Annotated in this window: 14 protein-coding genes; 9 read left to right on the forward strand and 5 right to left on the reverse strand. The window is 71.6% G+C overall.

What is annotated here, in order from left to right; translation table 11 throughout:
• Window positions 1–76: 76 nt before the first annotated feature.
• Window positions 77–1708: a transposase gene (locus SGFS_RS43115; RefSeq protein WP_286257826.1), complete on the reverse strand. Its 1632-nt coding sequence runs from the start codon at window positions 1706–1708 to the stop codon at window positions 77–79.
• A gap of 367 nt (window positions 1709–2075) precedes the next feature.
• Between SGFS_RS43115 and SGFS_RS43120 the strand changes: the two genes are divergently transcribed.
• From SGFS_RS43120 to SGFS_RS43160, 9 genes are all read left to right on the forward strand, one after another.
• On the forward strand, window positions 2076–2930 hold the full coding sequence (locus SGFS_RS43120; protein ID WP_286257828.1) for a basic amino acid ABC transporter substrate-binding protein: 855 nt from the start codon (window positions 2076–2078) through the stop codon (window positions 2928–2930).
• The gene (locus SGFS_RS43125) at window positions 2927–3760 is read left to right on the forward strand and encodes an amino acid ABC transporter permease (RefSeq protein ID WP_286257829.1); all 834 of its coding nucleotides are present in this window, start codon (window positions 2927–2929) and stop codon (window positions 3758–3760) included. Before SGFS_RS43120 ends, SGFS_RS43125 begins: the two co-directional genes overlap by 4 nt.
• On the forward strand, window positions 3757–4566 hold the full coding sequence (locus SGFS_RS43130) for an amino acid ABC transporter ATP-binding protein (RefSeq protein ID WP_286257830.1): 810 nt from the start codon (window positions 3757–3759) through the stop codon (window positions 4564–4566). The genes SGFS_RS43125 and SGFS_RS43130 overlap by 4 nt, the downstream gene beginning before the upstream one ends.
• A 21-nt stretch (window positions 4567–4587) precedes the next feature.
• Window positions 4588–5679 carry an amidohydrolase family protein gene (locus tag SGFS_RS43135; protein WP_286257831.1) on the forward strand — a complete coding sequence of 364 codons (1092 nt, stop codon included), beginning with the start codon at window positions 4588–4590 and terminating at the stop codon, window positions 5677–5679.
• A 171-nt stretch (window positions 5680–5850) separates the two neighbouring features.
• Complete coding sequence (locus tag SGFS_RS43140; RefSeq protein ID WP_286260352.1) at window positions 5851–6705, forward strand: ABC transporter permease; 855 nt, start codon at window positions 5851–5853, stop codon at window positions 6703–6705.
• Window positions 6702–7589: a carbohydrate ABC transporter permease gene (locus SGFS_RS43145; protein WP_286257832.1), complete on the forward strand. Its 888-nt coding sequence runs from the start codon at window positions 6702–6704 to the stop codon at window positions 7587–7589. The genes SGFS_RS43140 and SGFS_RS43145 overlap by 4 nt, the downstream gene beginning before the upstream one ends.
• 39 nt (window positions 7590–7628) lie before the next feature.
• Window positions 7629–9278: an extracellular solute-binding protein gene (locus tag SGFS_RS43150; RefSeq protein WP_286257833.1), complete on the forward strand. Its 1650-nt coding sequence runs from the start codon at window positions 7629–7631 to the stop codon at window positions 9276–9278.
• A 43-nt stretch (window positions 9279–9321) separates the two neighbouring features.
• Window positions 9322–10383 (forward strand): LacI family DNA-binding transcriptional regulator, encoded by a 1062-nt coding sequence (locus SGFS_RS43155; protein ID WP_286260353.1) that lies wholly within the window; start codon window positions 9322–9324, stop codon window positions 10381–10383.
• Between the two features lie 124 nt (window positions 10384–10507).
• Window positions 10508–12361 carry a DUF2264 domain-containing protein gene (locus tag SGFS_RS43160; protein ID WP_286257834.1) on the forward strand — a complete coding sequence of 618 codons (1854 nt, stop codon included), beginning with the start codon at window positions 10508–10510 and terminating at the stop codon, window positions 12359–12361.
• A 34-nt stretch (window positions 12362–12395) separates the two neighbouring features.
• Here SGFS_RS43160 and cobC read toward each other — a convergent pair whose 3' ends face one another.
• From cobC to cobM, 4 genes are all read right to left on the reverse strand, one after another.
• A complete protein-coding gene (gene cobC / locus SGFS_RS43165; protein ID WP_286257835.1) occupies window positions 12396–13475 on the reverse strand; it encodes an Rv2231c family pyridoxal phosphate-dependent protein CobC in 1080 nt (359 codons plus the stop codon).
• Entirely contained in the window at window positions 13465–14412 is a 948-nt protein-coding gene (locus tag SGFS_RS43170) for a sirohydrochlorin chelatase (RefSeq protein WP_286257836.1), read from the reverse strand. The genes cobC and SGFS_RS43170 overlap by 11 nt, the downstream gene beginning before the upstream one ends.
• A gap of 94 nt (window positions 14413–14506) precedes the next feature.
• Entirely contained in the window at window positions 14507–16246 is a 1740-nt protein-coding gene (cobJ, locus tag SGFS_RS43175; protein ID WP_286257837.1) for a precorrin-3B C(17)-methyltransferase, read from the reverse strand.
• Between the two features lie 88 nt (window positions 16247–16334).
• Window positions 16335–17171: a precorrin-4 C(11)-methyltransferase gene (cobM, locus tag SGFS_RS43180; RefSeq protein ID WP_286257838.1), complete on the reverse strand. Its 837-nt coding sequence runs from the start codon at window positions 17169–17171 to the stop codon at window positions 16335–16337.
• Window positions 17172–17285 lie beyond the last annotated feature (114 nt).

Below are 17285 nucleotides of genomic sequence, written 5' to 3' on the forward strand. Positions count from 1 at the left end.
AACGCCAACCACCCCCACCGCCCGAACAACGGCGACCACCCCCGCAGAGAACGCGCTCCCTACGCCCACACGGTTCCTAAAGACTGAGCGGGAGTGAGTCCTGTTGCCAGGTCTCGTGCTCGGCCGAACGCCCCGGACGGTGTTGGGCGTTCTGGTTACCCGCGTTCGCTCCGCGCCCAGCGCCTACGGATCGTGTCCGTGGTCCGGGGATGCGGGGGCGGGGTTCCTCACGCCCAGGAACACTCGGTCCGGCCTGGACGGTCCGATGCCCCACCGCATCACTCCGGTGAGCAGGGGGCGGTGTCGTCCGTCGCCGGATCGGGTGTTGCTGGGCGCGCCTTCCGATCGCCACGGCGGCGGCATCGTGGCGAATGGTCTTACGTGTCGTGGTGGTGAGGGGTTTCTGCCAGTGCTGGGCTCCCCAGCGGCTGGTGTACGCCGGGTCGACGGCGATGACCGCGATCCCCGTGGCATCGGCCATCGAGGCCAGGCGGGCGCGGAGTTTGCCGGTGGGCATGCCGGAGATCAGCTGGCGGAAGCGTGTGCGGCGGCCGTGTTTCTCGCGGGTCTTCTCGGCGGCGAGGTCCAGGTCCTCCACCGCGATCGCGCGCACATCACAGGTGTGGGCCCAGTGCATGAGGCGGGTGAGGGCGTGGCGGATCTGGGCGTCGCGGTGCTGGGCGGTGCCGGTGAGGTCGTAGAAGAAGCGGCGCGGGCTGCCGGTGGGGTTGCCGTGGGGGTCGAGGTGCCAGGCGGCGAGGTGGCCGGCGTTCATGTCGACGCCGATCACCCCGTGGGCGAGCGCTGCCTCGCTGGGGAGGGTGGGGGTGGGCGGGAGCTGCCAGGACGCGGTCAGATACCAGCGGTCCCGGCCAGTATCCAGATGGATGCGGTAGGCGATCGCCCGGTGGGCCGCGACGCGGTCCGCCCATTCGGTGCCCCGGTGCGCGAACACGACCCTGCTCGCGAGGACGTACCGTCCCTGCGGGGCGTTCGCCAGATGCGCGAGCGGCACGGGCAGCTTGATACTCACCTCACCCTCGGGGCTGACGCGGATGGTCTCGTTGCCGTGCCGTTTGCCGGACTCCCCGTCCGCCTGGCAGAACCAGCGCTCCGCCTCCCACCGCCCGCGCCACGCGGACTCCGTGAGCTGAGCGGCGTCCAGGTGGTGGCGGGTGCGGGCCAGCCGTCTGCCGCCGCGCACGACGTGGACGATGCCGGCCTCGCGGTCGGCCCGCGCGGCAGCCAGCCGGTCCTGCAGCACCCGCAGCCGCCTCGACTTCGCATGCCACTCCCGCCGGGACCGGTAACCCCCGGGCGCCTTCCCCGTCCCCTTCCGCCCGACCGGCAGCGACAGACGGTCCTCGATGGTACGGATACCGGCTTCCAGATTGTGGATGTGCGCGAGCTGGCCACGGCGGGCCAGCGCCCACTGATCGTGCGAGGCCTTGGTGATACTGCCCGCCCACCGCGACGACGACAGCGCCGTCAGCTCCCGCTTACGCACCGCCCACGCCTGACCGCAATGCTCCAGGCCGTCCCGGCAGCGCGCCTTGAGATCCTTCGAGGCCAGCGACCCCAGATGCGCCCCCACCAGACGCAGCACCTTCTCATCTCCCGGCGTCAGCTGCCTGAGACGGGTCCGCACGGCCACACCACTGGGGCCGGGGGCGACGAACGGCGCGGCGATGCCCCTCAGCTCACCCACCCCGTCACCCCCGCCCGATGCCACCCGAAGACCCCGTCACCATGGCAAACGAGCACCCTCCAGGAAGGTCACGCATTCGATGAAAGAACGTCAGTTCCTCGCTGACACCGACACCATCACCGAGGCGCGTGGCACGACACAGACCAGCAACACTCACCCCCGCTCACCAAAACACTCTTGAACGCACTCCAGCGGCAGCAGCTCCAAACCCCGCCGTCGGCCCGGTCCCACCTGCTGTGGGCCGGGCCGATCGCGTTTCCGGGCTGAAGATCGGAGGCCAGACAGTCCAGCAACCATCGGATTGATTTGAGTGAGCCAAACATCTCCTTATAATCGGAAGCCTCAGTTTTCTCACAGGAGGTACCCGGTGAACTCGTTCCTCGGACGCCGCACCCGCACCCTGGCCGCCATCACCGCCACGGCGGGCCTGCTGTTCGTCGCCGGCTGCTCCTCGGACGACGACGGAGGTGAGGGCGCCACCAAGACGGCCCCGGGCGGGGTCACTCTCGTCAAGGCCGGACAGCTCACCACCTGTACGCATCTGCCGTACCCGCCGTTCCAGTCGGAGATCGACGGCAAGGTGCAGGGCTTCGACGTGGCGCTGATCGACCTCGTCGCCAAGGACCTGGGCGTGCAGCAGGAGATCGTCGACCAGCCCTTCGAGAACTTCAAGACCGGCGGGTCCCTCAACTCCGGCCAGTGCGACCTCGCCGCGGCCGGTATGACGATCACCGAGGAGCGCAAGAAGAACGTCGACTTCTCCGACCCCTACTTCGACGCCACCCAGGCCGTCCTCGCCACCAAGGACAGCGGCATCACGTCCTTCGGCGACCTCAAGGGCAAGAAGGTCGGTGCCCAGGCCCAGACCACCGGCGAGGACTACGCCAAGAGCAAGGGCCTCGACCCGGTCTCCTTCGAGTCCTCCGACGCCGTCCTCAACGGCCTGCGCACCGGCCAGGTCCAGGCCGTGGTCATCGACTACCCCGTCGTCCAGGGCTGGCTCAAGGACAAGGCCAACGCCGAGGCCTTCGAGGTCGCCGACAACATCAACACCGGCGAGCAGTACGGCTTCACGGTGAAGAAGGGCAACACCGAGCTCGTCGACGCCGTCAACAAGGCGCTCGCCGACGCGAAGGCCGACGGTACGTACAAGAAGCTGTACGAGAAGTGGATCGGCCCGTACGACGAGAGCGCCGCCTCCGCGTCCCCGTCCGCCTCATGACCTCCGCGGACGTACCACTCCAGCCGAGGAAGAAGGGCCTGACCCGGCGGCAGAAGCGCAGCCTGTCGCGCGGCGCCCAGTACGCCGTGTTCGTCGCGGCCGTGGTCGCGTTCGCGGTCTCGGCGGACTGGGACCGGCTCAAGAACCAGTTCGCCCAGTGGGACATCGCCGAACAAATGTTCCCGGACGTCATCACGCTGGCGCTGAAGAACACCGTGCTGTACACGGTGTCCGGCTTCGCGTTCGGACTCGTCCTCGGCATGGTGATCGCGCTGATGCGGCTGTCGTCGGTGGGGCCGTACCGCTGGTTCGCCGGTGTCTACATCGAGATCTTCCGCGGCCTGCCCGCCCTGCTGATCTTCATCTTCATCGGCGTGGCCGTACCCCTGGCCTTCCCGGGCACGGAGATCCCCGGCGGCACCTACGGCAAGGTCGCGCTCGCGCTCGGCCTGGTGGCTGCCGCGTACATGGCCGAGACGATCCGCGCGGGCATCCAGGCGGTGCCCAAGGGGCAGCTGGAGGCGGCCCGGTCGCTGGGCTTCTCACCGGCCCGCGCGATGGTCTCGATCATCATGCCGCAGGCGTTCCGGATCATCCTCCCGCCGCTGACCAACGAGCTGGTGCTCCTCTTCAAGGACTCCTCCCTCGTGCTGTTCCTCGGCGTCACCCTGGAGGAGCGCGAACTGTCCAAGTACGGCCGCGACCTGGCCAGTACGACCGCCAACTCCACGCCCATCCTCGTCGCCGGCCTGTGCTACCTGCTGGTCACGATCCCGCTCGGCTTCGTCGTGCGCCGCATGGAGGCGAAGGCCCAGGAGGCCGTGAAATGAGCGAGAAGCCTCTTACGGCGCGGCCGGAGATCGAAGTACGTGGCCTGCACAAGTCGTTCGGCGACAACGAGGTGCTGCGCGGCATCGACCTGGAGATCGAACAGGGCGAGGTCGTGTGCGTCATCGGCCCGTCCGGTTCGGGCAAGTCGACGCTGCTGCGGTGCGTGAACCTCCTGGAGGAGCCGACCAAGGGCCAGGTCTTCGTCGGCGGCACCGAACTCACCGACCCCGACGTCGACATCGACGCCGTACGCCGCCGTATCGGCATGGTCTTCCAGCAGTTCAACCTCTTCCCGCACCTCACGGTGACCGAGAACCTCACGCTGCCGCAGCGGCGGGTCCTCAAGCGGGACAAGGCGACCGCGGCGAAGGTGGCCGCCGAGAACCTGGAGCGGGTGGGCCTGTCGGAGAAGGCGAACGCCTACCCGGCCTCCCTCTCCGGCGGTCAGCAGCAGCGCGTCGCGATCGCCCGTTCGCTGTCGATGGGCCCCGAGGTGATGCTCTTCGACGAGCCGACGTCGGCCCTCGACCCCGAGCTGGTGGGTGACGTACTGGGGGTCATGCGCATGCTGGCGAACGAGGGCATGACGATGATGGTCGTCACCCATGAGATGACGTTCGCGCGCGAGGTCGCCGACCGGGTCGTCTTCATGGACGGCGGGGTGGTGGTCGAGGACGGCACACCGGCCCAGGTCATCGGCGACCCGGCGCATGAGCGGACGCGTCATTTCCTGTCGCGGTTGATCGATCCGGCGATGGCGGAGGTGGAGGAGGAGACGTCCGACCAGGTGGGCGAGAACGACTAGCCGGTCACTAAGGTGCCATGCATGAGCGATCACACGGTGCTGCATGTGAAGGGCCGGGTCCTCGTGGGACCGGACGAGGTCCGCGACGAGCTGTGGGTCATCGACGGACGGGTGACGTACGACCGCCCCCTCGGCGCGCAAGACGTCCGTACCGTCGACGGCTGGGCCCTCCCCGGCCTCGTCGACGCCCACTGTCACGTCGGCCTCGGCGCGCACGGACCCGTTCCGGAGGACGTCGCCGAGAAGCAGGCCCTCACCGACCGCGACGCCGGCACCCTCCTCATCCGGGACGCGGGCTCGCCCTCCGACACCCGCTGGATCGACGACCGCGACGACCTCCCGAACATCATCCGCGCCGGCCGCCACATCGCCCGCACCCGCCGCTACATTCGGGGCTACGCACACGAGATCGAGCCGGACGACCTCGTCGCGTACGTCGCCCGGGAGGCCCGGCGCGGCGACGGCTGGGTCAAGCTGGTGGGGGACTGGATCGACCGCGAGGTGGGCGACCTGGCCGCCTGCTGGCCCCGGGACGCGACGGAGGCGGCGATCGCCGAGGCGCACCGGCTCGGCGCCCGCGTCACCGCGCACTGCTTCGCCGAGGACTCGCTGCGGGACCTCGTCGAGGCGGGCATCGACTGCATCGAGCACGCGACGGGACTGACCGAGGACCTCATCCCGCTCTTCGCCTCACGGGGCGTCGCGATCGTCCCCACCCTCATCAACATCGCCACCTTCCCGGGCATGGCGGACGGCGGCGAGGCCAGGTTCCCGCGCTGGTCCGCGCACATGCGCCGACTGCACGAGCGGCGCTACGACACCGTGCGCTCCGCCTACGACGCCGGCATCCCGGTCTACGTCGGCACCGACGCCGGCGGCTCCCTCGCCCACGGCCTGGTCGCCGGTGAGGTCGCGGAACTGGTCACCGCCGGTATCCCCCCGGTCGAGGCCCTCTCGGCGACCACCTGGGGCGCCCGCCGCTGGCTCGGCCGCCCCGGCCTCGACGAGGGAGCGCCCGCCGACCTGATCGTGTACGAGACGGACCCCCGGACCGACGTACGCGTGCTGGCGGCACCCCGCAGGGTCGTGCTGAACGGGCGGGTCGTCAGCTAGGGCCTGTCGTCAAATTCCCGTTCCCCCGGGTCAACACCCTTTCTGTGTCAGGGCTGTTGACCACCCAGTGAAAACGTTTTAACTTCCCCTCACGCCGATGAAGAGGTGTGAGGGGGAACCGTATTGCGAAAAGGTTTACAGACCCGGCGCTCGCTCCCGCTCGTTCTGCTGATGCTGCCCGGCCTCGCCTACTTCCTGCTGTTCCACTACGGCGCCCTGGCCGGCAACCTCATCGCCTTCAAGGAGTACGTCCCCTTCGACGGCCTCTGGGGCAGCCCCTGGGTGGGCCTGGGCAACTTCCGGCGGATGTTCGAGGACGGGGCGTTCTGGGCCGCGGTCCTCAACACCCTCTGGATCGCGGTCCTCCAGATCGTCTTCTACTTCCCGGTGCCGCTCGCCCTCGCCCTGCTGCTGCACAGCCTCACCTGGAGCACCGTCCGCCGCTTCGTGCAGTCGGTGGCGTATCTGCCGCACTTCATCTCGTGGGTGATCGTCGTCGCCCTGTTCCAGCAGATCCTCGGCGACACCGGACTGCTCAACTCCTCGCTGAGCGGCCTCGGCCTGCACACCGTCGACATCATCGGCGACCCCGACGCCTTCCGACCGCTCGTCGTCGCCCAGGTCGTCTGGAAGGACGCCGGCTGGGGCACGATCATCTTCCTCGCCGCGCTCTCGCAGGTCGACGAGCAGCAGTACGAGGCCGCCGCGATCGACGGTGCCGGGCCCTGGCGCCGCTTCTGGCACATCACGCTCCCCGCCATCCGCCCGGTGATCGTGCTGCTGCTCATCATGCGGCTCGGCGACATCCTCTCCGTCGGCTTCGAACAGATGCTGCTCCAGCGTGACGCGGTCGGCCCGGAGACAGCCGAGATCATCGACACCTTCGTCTACTACCAGGGCATCGTCGGCGGCGACTACGGATTCGCCGCCGCCGCGGGCCTCTTCAAGGGCGTCATCGGCGCGCTCCTCGTCTACGCCGCCAACAAGGTCGCCCATCGGCTCGGCGAACAGGGGGTCTACAGGTGAGCGCATCGACAAGGCCCGGCTGGCTGGAGAAGCCGAAGCCCGTCACCCAGGCCGCCAAGGCCGTCGCCCTCGTCGCCGTCGTCCTCCTGGTCTGCGTGCCGTTCCTCGTGATCGTCTCGACCTCACTGGCCTCCACGGACGAGGTCGTGGCGGGCGGTGGCTGGGTGCTCTGGCCGACCGAGCCGAGTCTGGACGCCTACCGGGACATCCTCGACGGCGGCATCGTCACCCACGCCCTCGGCGTCAGCGCGGGCGTCACACTCGTCGGCACCCTGCTCAGCCTCGCCTGCACGGTGACCCTCGCCTACGCGCTCTCCCGCCCCGGCGTCCTCGGCGGCAGGCCGGTGCTCCTGCTGATCTTGTTCACGTTCCTCTTCCCGCCCGGCATGATCCCGAGCTTCCTGCTGGTCAAGGAGCTGGGCCTGCTCGACAACTACGCCTCGCTCGTCCTGCCCGTCCTCGTGAACGTCTTCAACCTCGTCGTCCTGCGCGGCTTCTTCCAGGGCATCCCCGAGGAGCTGTACGAGGCGGCCCGGCTCGACGGGGCCGGGGACTGGCGGGTGCTGTGGTCGGTCGTCCTGCCGCTGTCGAAGGCCGCGCTCGCCGTCGTCGGACTCTTCTACGCGGTGGCGTACTGGAACTCCTGGTTCTACGCCTCGCTGTACCTGGAGAGCGACCACTGGCCCCTCCAACAGGTCCTGCGGACGTATGTGGTCGCCGGGTCCGGACTCACCGACGCGACGACCGGCGAGGGGACCGTCACGGCGCCGCAGACCGTGCAGATGGCGGTGCTGGTGATCGCCACCGTGCCGATCCTGCTCGTCTACCCGTTCCTGCAGAAGTACTTCACGAAGGGCGTGCTCACCGGCGCCATCAAGAGCTGACGAACCATCAAGAGCCGTGCTCAGAGAGGTGATCCGCTCATGCCCCGCATGTCCCGCCGCACCCTGCTTCGCTCCCTGGCCGTCGGAGGCGCCGCAGTCGCCGCCCCCTCCCTGCTGACCGCCTGCTCCACCGGATCCGGCGGCGGCGACGTCTCCAACGCGGGCAAGAAGCTCGCGCCCTGGCCGACGTACAGGCCCGCGGGCGGCCCGAAGCCGGACCTCGCCCCGACCGGGGCCGGGGTGCAGGCCGGCTACACCGCCTACCCCTCCGACCTGGTCAAGTCCGTCTCCCGCACCCCCGGCGACGGCTCCACCGTCAAGGTCATGTCGGTGTCCTTCGGCACGCCACCGAAACCCGCCTCCGCCAACCGGTTCTGGGCCGCCGTGGAGAAGGCACTCGGCGTGAAGATCGAGTACACGATCGTCTCCCAGGCCGACTACCAGAAGAAGATGGCGACGGTGATGGCGGGCGACGCCGACACCCTGCCCGACATCATCAACATCTTCTCCGGGTTCGTCCTGCCCCGCGAGGCCGAGTTCGTCCAGCGCCGGGCCGAGGACCTCACCCCGTACCTCTCCGGCGACGCGATCGCCGACTACCCCAACCTCGCGAACATCCCCACCCACGCCTGGCGCGACATGGGCCGCATCGGCGGGCTCCTCTACGGCATTCCGCTGGAGCGCCCGCTGCCCGGCTCCACGCTCTGGCTCAACCAGGGCATGTTCACCGACGCGGGCATGAAGGAGGGCTGGACGTCCGAGGACTTCGCCGCCGTCGCCAGGCGGGCGACCGGCGGACGTACGTACGCCCTGGGTGCCGCCCAGGGCTCACTCTTCGGCAACGCCGTGCACGCCGCCGCCCACAACGCGCCCCTGGAGTGGGCCGTCACCAAGGACGGCGACTTCGAGCCCGGCTGGGCCGACGAACGCTACAAGGCGTCCCTCGCCTTCCAGGCGAGGCTGCGCAAGGACGGCTCGTACCACCCCGACGCCACCTCCATCTCCCAGATCGACCTGACCACCCTCTACTACAACGGCACGGTCGGCTCCATGCAGGACGGCTTCGGCGCGTACCTGCCCAAGTACCGCGAGAGCAAGGGCAAGCTGACCCCGGCGGCCGCCCTCCCGTACAGCGTCGGCGGCGAACCGGGCGGCATCGTCGCCGCCCGCCGCTCCTTCGGCTACACCGTGCTGAAGAAGGCGAAGAAGGAACGGATCGAGCTGCTGCTGCGCATCCTCGACCACCTCGCCGCCCCCTTCGGCAGCGAGGAGTGGGAACTCGTCCACTACGGCGTCGAGGGCACCCACTTCACCCGGGGCAAGGACGGCTCCCCGCAGCCCACGAAGCTCGGCGAGGTCGAGAACAACACCAACCTGCCGCTGAAGTACCTCGCCGAAGGCCCCCAGGTGCTGTTCGTGCCGGGCATGCCGGACGCCGTAAGGGCGCTGCACACCTGGCAGCGCAAGGTGGTGCCGCACGCCGTCCGCAACGCCTCCTTCGGCCTGCAGTCCCGTACCAAGAACGCCCAGGGCACCACGCTCAAGGCCCTCATGGACGACACGGCGACCGGCATCGTCGCCGGGCGCCTCCCGCTGTCCGAGTGGGACGCGACGGTGAGGAAGTGGCGGGACCGGGGCGGCGACAGAATGGCCGAGGAGTTCGCGAAGGACTACGCGGCCAATACGTGACGCTCCGCTGGTGGAGCAGGAGACGCGGGGGATGGGGAACGGCATGACGGGCAAGGGACGGGTCACGATCCGTGAGGTGGCCGAGCGGGCCGGTGTGTCGGTGGCCACGGCGTCGAGGGCGCTCAGCGGCAACCATCCCGTGCCCGCCGCGACGCGGGCGCGCGTGCTGCGGGCCGCGCGTGATCTCGACTACGTGGCCAACGCGCATGCCCGGGCGCTGGTCGGCGGCGGCCGCAAGATGGCCGCCGTCGTCGTACGCCAGGTCACCAGCCCCTTCTACGCCCAGGTGGCCGAGGGCGTGGAGGCGGAGGCCGCCGACCGGGGCTGGCTGTGCGTGGTCGGCGCGACCGGCGGGGATCCGCAGCGCGAGATGGAGTTCGTGCAGCTGATGCGGGAGGAGGGGGCGCGGCTGGTGATTCTGGTGGGCGGGGTCGTCGAGGACGACGCGTATCGCTCGCGCGTGGCGCACTACGCGCAGGCCCTCGACGCGTCGGGCGCTCGGCTGGTGCTGTGCGGGCGACCGGCCCCGGGGCCCGAACTCCCGGCGTTGGTCGTGGAGTTCGACAACGAGGCGGGGGCTCGGGCGATCACGGGGCATCTGCTGTCGGCCGGTCATCGGCGGATCGTCTTCCTCGGCGGGCTGCCGGGGAACACCGCGTTGGACGCGCGTGTCGCCGGGTACCGGGCGGCGCTCGCCGAGCACGGGTTGCCTCCGGCGGCCGGGCACGTCGTCGATTGCGGGCTCGGACGTGCGGCGGGGTTGCGCGCGATGACCGAACTCCTCAAAGAGACACGGGAGTTCACCGCCGTCGTCGCCGGTGACGACATGGTCGCCGCAGGGGTGCTCCGCGCGATCGCCGATGCGGGGTTGCGTGTTCCGCAGGACGTGTCGGTGGTCGGGTACAACGACATCCCGCTGGCCGAGGACTTCAGTCCGCCGCTCACCACGGTTCGTACGCCGGCCGAGGAGTTGGGCCGTGCCGCCGTCCGGATCGCGTTGCGCGATCCCGAGAACGCGGCCGGGACGCATCATCTGCTGGGCACGCACATCGTCGTACGCCGCAGTGTGGCTCCGCCGGGCGCTCCGCCGGAAGGGCCGTCGTGAAGCTGCTGGTGGTTCGCGGCTGGTCGCGCCCACGCGGCGGAGCCGCAAATCGACGCAGCCCCGCGCCTCCTTGGGGCCGCGCCGTACGGCCCCCGCTACACCGACACGGAGGACTCAGCCCCGTATGACCGACCTGCCCCCGCCCGATCCCTCCCTCTCCCCCCTCACCGGCTGGACCCGCCGCCACTGGGAGGCCGTCGCCGACCGGCTCCTCGACGGGCTGGTGCCGTACGCCTCCCCGGGCCTCGCCCAGTACCGGTTACCCGGCCGTCCCAGCCACTCCGGGGCGTGGTCCGACGGGCTGGAGGGGTTCGCGCGCTCCTTCCTGCTCGCTGCCTTCCGGATCGGGGGCTCGGGTGGCCGCGTCGGCCCCGACCTCGTCGAGCGGTACGCCGCCGGGCTCGCCGCCGGCACGGACCCCCACCATCCCGAACACTGGCCGCCCATCACGGACCGCGCCCAGCCCATGGTGGAGGCCGCCTCGATCGCGATCGCCCTGCACGAGTCGCGGCCCTGGCTGTGGGACCACCTCGACGACACCGTGCGTGGACGGCTCGCCGACTGGCTGGGCGGGTTCGTCGGCGCGGACGTCAACGACTCCAACTGGCGGCTGTTCCAGGTGATCACGGAGGAGTTCCTGGCCTCCGTCGGCGCCCCGCACAGCCGGGCCGAGATCGACGCGGGGCTCGCCCGGCTGGACGACTGGTACCGGGGCGGCGGCTGGTACACCGACGGCGACGGGCGGAAGTTCGACTACTACAACGCCTGGGCGCTGCACCTGTACCCGGTCCTGTGGGCGCGTATCGCGGGCCCACGCGCGGACCCGGACACGGTGGCCCGGCATCGCTTCCGGCTGCGTGAATTCCTCGCCGTCCACCAGCACTTCTTCGGCTCCGACGGTGCCCCCGTCCACCAGGGCCGTTCGCTCACCTACCGTTTCGCCACCACCGCCCCGCTCTGGGCGGGCGCCCTAGCCGATGCCACACCCCTGCCGCCGGGCCGCACCCGCCGACTCGCCTCGGGCGGTCTGAAGCACTTCGTCGAGCGTGGAGTCCCGGACGAGCGGGGGCTGTTGCGCCTCGGCTGGTACCGGCCCTTCCTGCCCGTCACCCAGCGCTACTCGGGCCCCGCCTCCCCGTACTGGGCGAGCAAGGCCTTCCTGGGGCTGCTGCTGCCCGAGAGCCACCCGGTGTGGACGGCGAAGGAGGAGCCCGGCCCGGTGGAGTCCGTCGACACCACCCTGGCCCTGCCCGCCCCCGGCTGGCTGCTGCACTCCACGGCGGCCGACGGGATCGTACGGCTGGTCAACCACGGCAGCGACCGGCTGCCACCCCCGCCCGCGACCGCCGAGGACAGCCCGCACTACGCCCGCCTCGCCTACTCCAGCGCCACGGCGCCCGAGACGCCGGGCCCCGACAACCACCTCGCCCTGCTCTCCCCCGACGGCACACCCGGCCCGCGCGGCCGTATCCACCCACTGGGCGCCGAGGGCCGGCGCGCCGCGTCCCGGTACGGCGACGGCGTCGGTGTCGGTGTCGGTGTCGGTGTCGAGACGGTCAGCGTGGTGCACGGCCCCTGGGAGATCCGGGTCCACCGCGTCGACGCCCCGCCCGGCACGCCCGTACGGGAAGGGGGCTGGGCCGTGGCCGACGACGCCGGACCGCCGGTGGGGGAGTCCGGCCCCGGCTGGGCGCTGGCCCGTCGCACGGACGGCCTGACCAGCGCGATCGTGGGCCTGTACGGCTGGGGCGACGGGCCGGGAACCGTGACGCGTGGTGTGGACACGAACGCCTACGGCCACCACTCGGCGACCCCCGTACTGCAAGGAGGCGCCCCCCTGCTGGTCACGCTCGTCCTGCTCACCGCCGACCCGCACACGCCCCACACGGGAGCGAGCGCGACGGTCACCGCCGACGGAACCGTGGAACTCCGCTTCCCGGACGGCAGCGGGGAGCGCGTGGCCCCAGGGCTTGTCTGACATGGTCGGACAAGCCCTGGGGCCCTGGCTGGAGTCAGCGGTCCGCCAGGGTCAGCGCGCGGTCCAGGGCCTGGAGGAAGTGGTTCACCGTCGTCCGGTCGCGCACCGCGAGCCGCAGCCACTCCTCGCCCAGGCCCGGGAAGGTGTCGCCGCGGCGCACGGCGAAGCCCAGGGTGCGCAGATGGCGGCGTACGGCCGTCGCGCGGGGCACGCGGACGAGGACGAACGGGCCCTCGGCGGGCTCGGCCACCGTGAGGCCGTCGGGGGCGAACTCCTTGAGCCCGGCGACCAGATGGGCGCGGTCGGCGGCGACCCGGTCCGCCGCGTCGGCCGCCTCCGCCAGGGCCAGGGGCGACACACACGCCTCGGCCGCCGCGAGCGCGGGCGTGGACACCGGCCACAGGGGCTGGGCCCGCTCCAGATCCGCGATCGTCTCGGGGGCGGCGAGGACGTACCCGATCCGCAGCCCGGCCAGCCCCCATGTCTTCGTCAGGCTGCGCAGCACCACCAGACCGGGCACATCCGTACGACCGGCCAGCGCCTCGCGCTCGCCCGGCACCGCGTCCATGAACGCCTCGTCGACCACCAACATCCGCCCGGGACGGGCGAGTCGGGCGATCGACGCGGCCGGGTGCAGTACCGACGTGGGGTTCGTCGGGTTGCCGACGACGACGAGGTCCGCGTCCTCCGGTACGGCCGCCGGGTCCAGGCGGAAGCCGTCCTCGGCCCGCAGCAGGACCCGGTCCACGGTGTGCCCGGCGTCCCGCAGCGCGGCCTCCGGTTCGGTGAACTGCGGGTGCACGACCGCGGGCCGACGGACCTTCAGGGCGCGGGCGAGCAGCACGAAGGCCTCGGCGGCGCCCGCGGTGAGCAGCACCCGGTCCACCGGCAGCCCGTGCCGGGCCGCGACCGCCGCCCGCGCCCGACGCCCGTCGGGGTAGGCGGCGAGCCCGGTCAGCGAGTCCGCGATCCGCGACCGCAGCCAGTCGGGCGGCGTACCGGCGCGCACGTTCACGGCGAGGTCGACGAGTGCCGCCCCGTCGTCACGGACCTCGGCGTCCCCGTGGTGCCGCAGATCGTGCCGGGCGCCCTCCGGATCCGTTTCAGTGTGCATGGGAGTGCGCATGCCCTCCGTGGCGATGGTGATGCCCGTGACCGTCGCCGTGCCCGTGGTGGCCGTCGTCGTCGGGGTGGAAGTGCGGCTGCTGCGGCATGCCCACCTTGTCCTCGAAGCCGGGCAGCGCGATCCGGTACACGCACGAGTCGCAGTTCATGCGCAGATCCCCCTCCAGCGCTTCCCGGTACCGCTCCATGACCAGGTCCAGCAACTCCGGTTCCGGTCCGATGACATCGGCAGACCGTACCTCGACCTCCGGGTGCGCCGCCGCCCACCCCTCGGCCTGCTGCAGCACCCGCTCCGGCAGGATGCCGGTGAAGAGGAAGTACGGCAGGACGACGATCCGCTTCGCGCCCAGCTTCACGCACCGGTCGAGCCCGCTCGGCACGTCCGGCGCGGCCAGCGACACGAACGCCGTCTCCACGCCCGCGTAGCCCCGCCCCTCCCACAGCAGCCGCGCCGCCTTGTACACCTCGGCGTTGGCGTCCGGGTCGGTGGAACCGCGCCCGACGAGCAGCACGGTCACCTCCGCCCGGTCGCCCGGGGTACGGCCGTCGCCGCCGAGCGCCTCGTCGAGCCGCCGCTCCAACACGCGCAGCAGCGCCGGATGCGGGCCCAGCGGACGGCCGTAGGTGTACGAGATCCCCGGGTGCCGCTCCTTCTCCCGGGCCAGCGCCGCCGGGATGTCCCCCTTGGCGTGCCCGGCGGACACCAGCATCAGCGGCACCGCGGCGAATCGCCGCACCCCCCGCTCCACCAGCTCGGCCACGGCCTCGCCCAGCGGCGGCGGGGACAGCTCGATGAAGCCGCCCGCGACGGGCAGTTCGGGGTGTCGGCGCCCCAACTCCCGTACGAAGTCGCGGAACGCCTCGGCTCCGGCATCGTCCCGGGTGCCATGACCGGCGATGAGCAGGGCGGGCGGCGGGGTGGTCACGATTTCTCCTCGGAGTGTGGAACGAACGGGTACAGCCGGTACAGCGAGTACGGCGGGGCGTCGTGGACGGCGGCGGGCACCGGCGGCCGGACCTTCACCTCGGGTCCTCCTGCCAGCGGTAGCCACGCGGTGTGACCATACGCCCCGCGATCTGACGGGTCGCCGTGTTGCCCACGGTCACCACGGTCATCATGTCGACCGTCGCCGGATCGAGCGAGCCCAGGGTCGTCACCCGCGCGGACTCGTCCGGCCGTGAGGCCTGCCGTACGACACCGACCGGCGTCGACGGCTCCCGGTGCTCGGCCAGGATGCCGAGGGCCTTCGGCAGTTGCCAGTCCCGGCCCCGGCTGCGCGGGTTGTAGAACGTCACCACGATGTCCGCCTCGGCCGCCGCCCGCACCCGCCGCTCGATGACCTCCCACGGCGTGTGCAGGTCGGACAGGCTGATCGACACATGGTCGTGGCCGAGCGGCGCGCCGAGGATCGCGGCGGCGGCGAGCGCCGCGGTGACGCCCGGTACGCCGATCACGTCGATGTCGTCGGACGCCTCCGCGAGCGCGGGGGAGGCCATGGCGTACACGCCCGCGTCCCCGCTGCCGATCAGCGCGACGGCCTGCCCCTTCCGGGCCTCCGCCACGGCCGTGCGCGCCCGTTCCTCCTCGGCGCCGAGCCCGGACTCCAGGATCCGGGTGCCGGGCCGGAGCAGATCGCGGATCTGGTCGACGTACTGGTCGAGCCCCACGAGTACGGAGGCGCGGGCGAGTTCGGCCTTGGCGCGTGGCGTCAGCAGGTCACGGGCGCCGGGCCCGAGCCCGACCACCGCGAGCCGCCCGCGCGCCGGCCGCCGTACGACGGCACAGGTCGCCATCGCCGGCTGTCCGTCCGTACGCTCCGACTTCCGCTTGGGGACGAGGAGTTCACCCCCGCGTACGAGGGCGGCGGCCTCGGCGACGGACGGGGTGCCCACGGCGGCGAGGGGCGCGTCGGAGGGGTTCGGGACGTCGACCTCCGCCAGCTCCTCGGCGGAGTGGGTGACCAGCGGTACGCCCAGGCGTTCGGCGGCCTCGACGATGCCGGGTTCGCCGGCCTTGGCGTCGACGGTGGCGATCTCGGCGAGGGACTCGGGGGAGAGGCCCGCGTCGCGCAGGGTCTCCTCGATCAGCCCGAGCACTTCGTCGAGAGGGGCGCCCTTGGAGGCGCCCACGCCGACCACCAGGGACGGGGGACGGAGGAGGACTTCACCTTCGGCGGGTTCGACCGCGCGGTCCGTCACGCGGATCACCGGTGCGCTTTCCTGCGAGCGGCGGCTCGGAGTGCGCACAGCGTCCGGCGCCGGGCGCCTGACGTTCGACGGCAGCGCGGGCAGGGGCCAGCCGAACTCCAGGTCCAGCTCGACGGCCTCCCCGTCGAGCACAGCCCGAGACACCCCGGCGACATCCCCCTCCACCGGGAACCCGAGCGTGTCCAGACCGGGTACCCCCACCGCATCCGTGGCGGTCGTCACCACCGGCTCCGCACCCAACAACTCGCCCACCTCACGGGCGAGTTCATTGGCGCCACCCCCGTGCCCGCCGACCAGCGAGACAGCGAACCGCCCACCCTCGTCGACACACACCACACCCGGGTCGGACGCCTTGTCCCCCAGCAGCGGCGCGAGCAGCCGTACGGTCGCGCCCGTGGCGAGGAAGCACACCAGCTGGTCGCACTCCCCGAACGCGCGCACCACGGCGTCCCGTACGGGCCCTGCGTAGACACGTGTCCGCTCGGGCCAGGCCGAGGCGAGCCGCTGGGCGGCAACGGCCCCCGCGGCGGTCGCGGAGATCAGGCCGATCACCGGTCAACTCCTTCACTGTGCGCCGGAGGCCGCATGCCCCACAGCGGAAATACGGGCGGAAGTACGGGATGCGTGGTCGTCGGCCGGCTCACGGAGTGCCGCCCTGTTCCCGTGCCTCGCGACGCGCCTCACGCAGGGCCTTGCGTGCCGTCGGGTCCGCCTTGCGGTACCCGTGGAAGTGGCCGGGGTGGTACAGGTGCGAGCGCGTGCCGTGGGCGTCGAGGGCCGGGCCGACCAGGAACAGCGTGTGCTTCCAGAGCTTGTGCTCCTTGACGGTCTCCTCCAGCGTCTCGATCGTGCAGCGCACGACGAGTTCCTCGGGCCAGGTCGCCTGGTACGCGACGACGACCGGTGTGGACGTCGGGTAGCCGCCCTCCAGCAGCTCCCGTACCAGCTGGCCGCTGCGCGCGGCCGACAGGAACACGGCCATGGTCGTGCCGTGCCGCGCGAACTCCCGCACCTCCTCGCCGGGCGGCATGGGCGTCTTGCCGCCGCCGAGCCGGGTGAGGATCACGGACTGCGCGACCTCCGGGATCGTCAGCTCGCGCTGCGCGAGCGCGGCGACGGCCGAGAAGGAGGAGACACCGGGGACGATCTCGGTCGCGATCCCCAGCGCCCGGCACCGGTCGACCTGCTCCTGCGTGCCGCCCCACAGGGCCGGGTCGCCGGAGTGGATACGGGCGACCTTCAGCCCCTCGGTGACGGCCCGCTCGTACACGGCGACGACGTCCTCCAGGGACATGGCCGCCGAGTCGAGGATCTCGGCGCCCTCACGCGCGTGGTCGAGGACCTCCGCCTGGACCAGGCTGGCCGCCCAGATCACGACATCGGCCTCCGCGATCGCCCGCGCGGCCCGAAACGTCAACAGATCGGCGGCACCGGGCCCGGCACCGACGAAAGTCACCTTGCCGGTGTCAGCAGCCATGGGGGATCGATCCTCTCTGGGTGGTGGCGCGCCCCCGAGGGGCGCGGGCAGTGTCGATGTGCGGCTCCGCCGCGTGGGCGCGACCAGCCACGACGAACCCGCGGTCGGCAACGG

Source organism: Streptomyces graminofaciens, assembly GCF_030294945.1.
In the GTDB taxonomy this organism is placed as follows: Bacteria; Actinomycetota; Actinomycetes; order Streptomycetales; family Streptomycetaceae; genus Streptomyces; species Streptomyces graminofaciens.

Coding starts and splice junctions, on each gene's coding strand:
- SGFS_RS43140 (WP_286260352.1), top strand. CDS start 5,851: ATGCTGCCCGGCCTCGCCTACTTCCTGCTGTTCCACTACGGCGCCCTG.
- cobC (WP_286257835.1), bottom strand. CDS start 13,475: ATGCACACTGAAACGGATCCGGAGGGCGCCCGGCACGATCTGCGGCAC.
- SGFS_RS43125 (WP_286257829.1), top strand. CDS start 2,927: ATGACCTCCGCGGACGTACCACTCCAGCCGAGGAAGAAGGGCCTGACC.
- cobM (WP_286257838.1), bottom strand. CDS start 17,171: ATGGCTGCTGACACCGGCAAGGTGACTTTCGTCGGTGCCGGGCCCGGT.
- SGFS_RS43155 (WP_286260353.1), top strand. CDS start 9,322: ATGACGGGCAAGGGACGGGTCACGATCCGTGAGGTGGCCGAGCGGGCC.
- SGFS_RS43160 (WP_286257834.1), top strand. CDS start 10,508: ATGACCGACCTGCCCCCGCCCGATCCCTCCCTCTCCCCCCTCACCGGC.
- SGFS_RS43135 (WP_286257831.1), top strand. CDS start 4,588: ATGAGCGATCACACGGTGCTGCATGTGAAGGGCCGGGTCCTCGTGGGA.
- SGFS_RS43130 (WP_286257830.1), top strand. CDS start 3,757: ATGAGCGAGAAGCCTCTTACGGCGCGGCCGGAGATCGAAGTACGTGGC.
- SGFS_RS43150 (WP_286257833.1), top strand. CDS start 7,629: ATGCCCCGCATGTCCCGCCGCACCCTGCTTCGCTCCCTGGCCGTCGGA.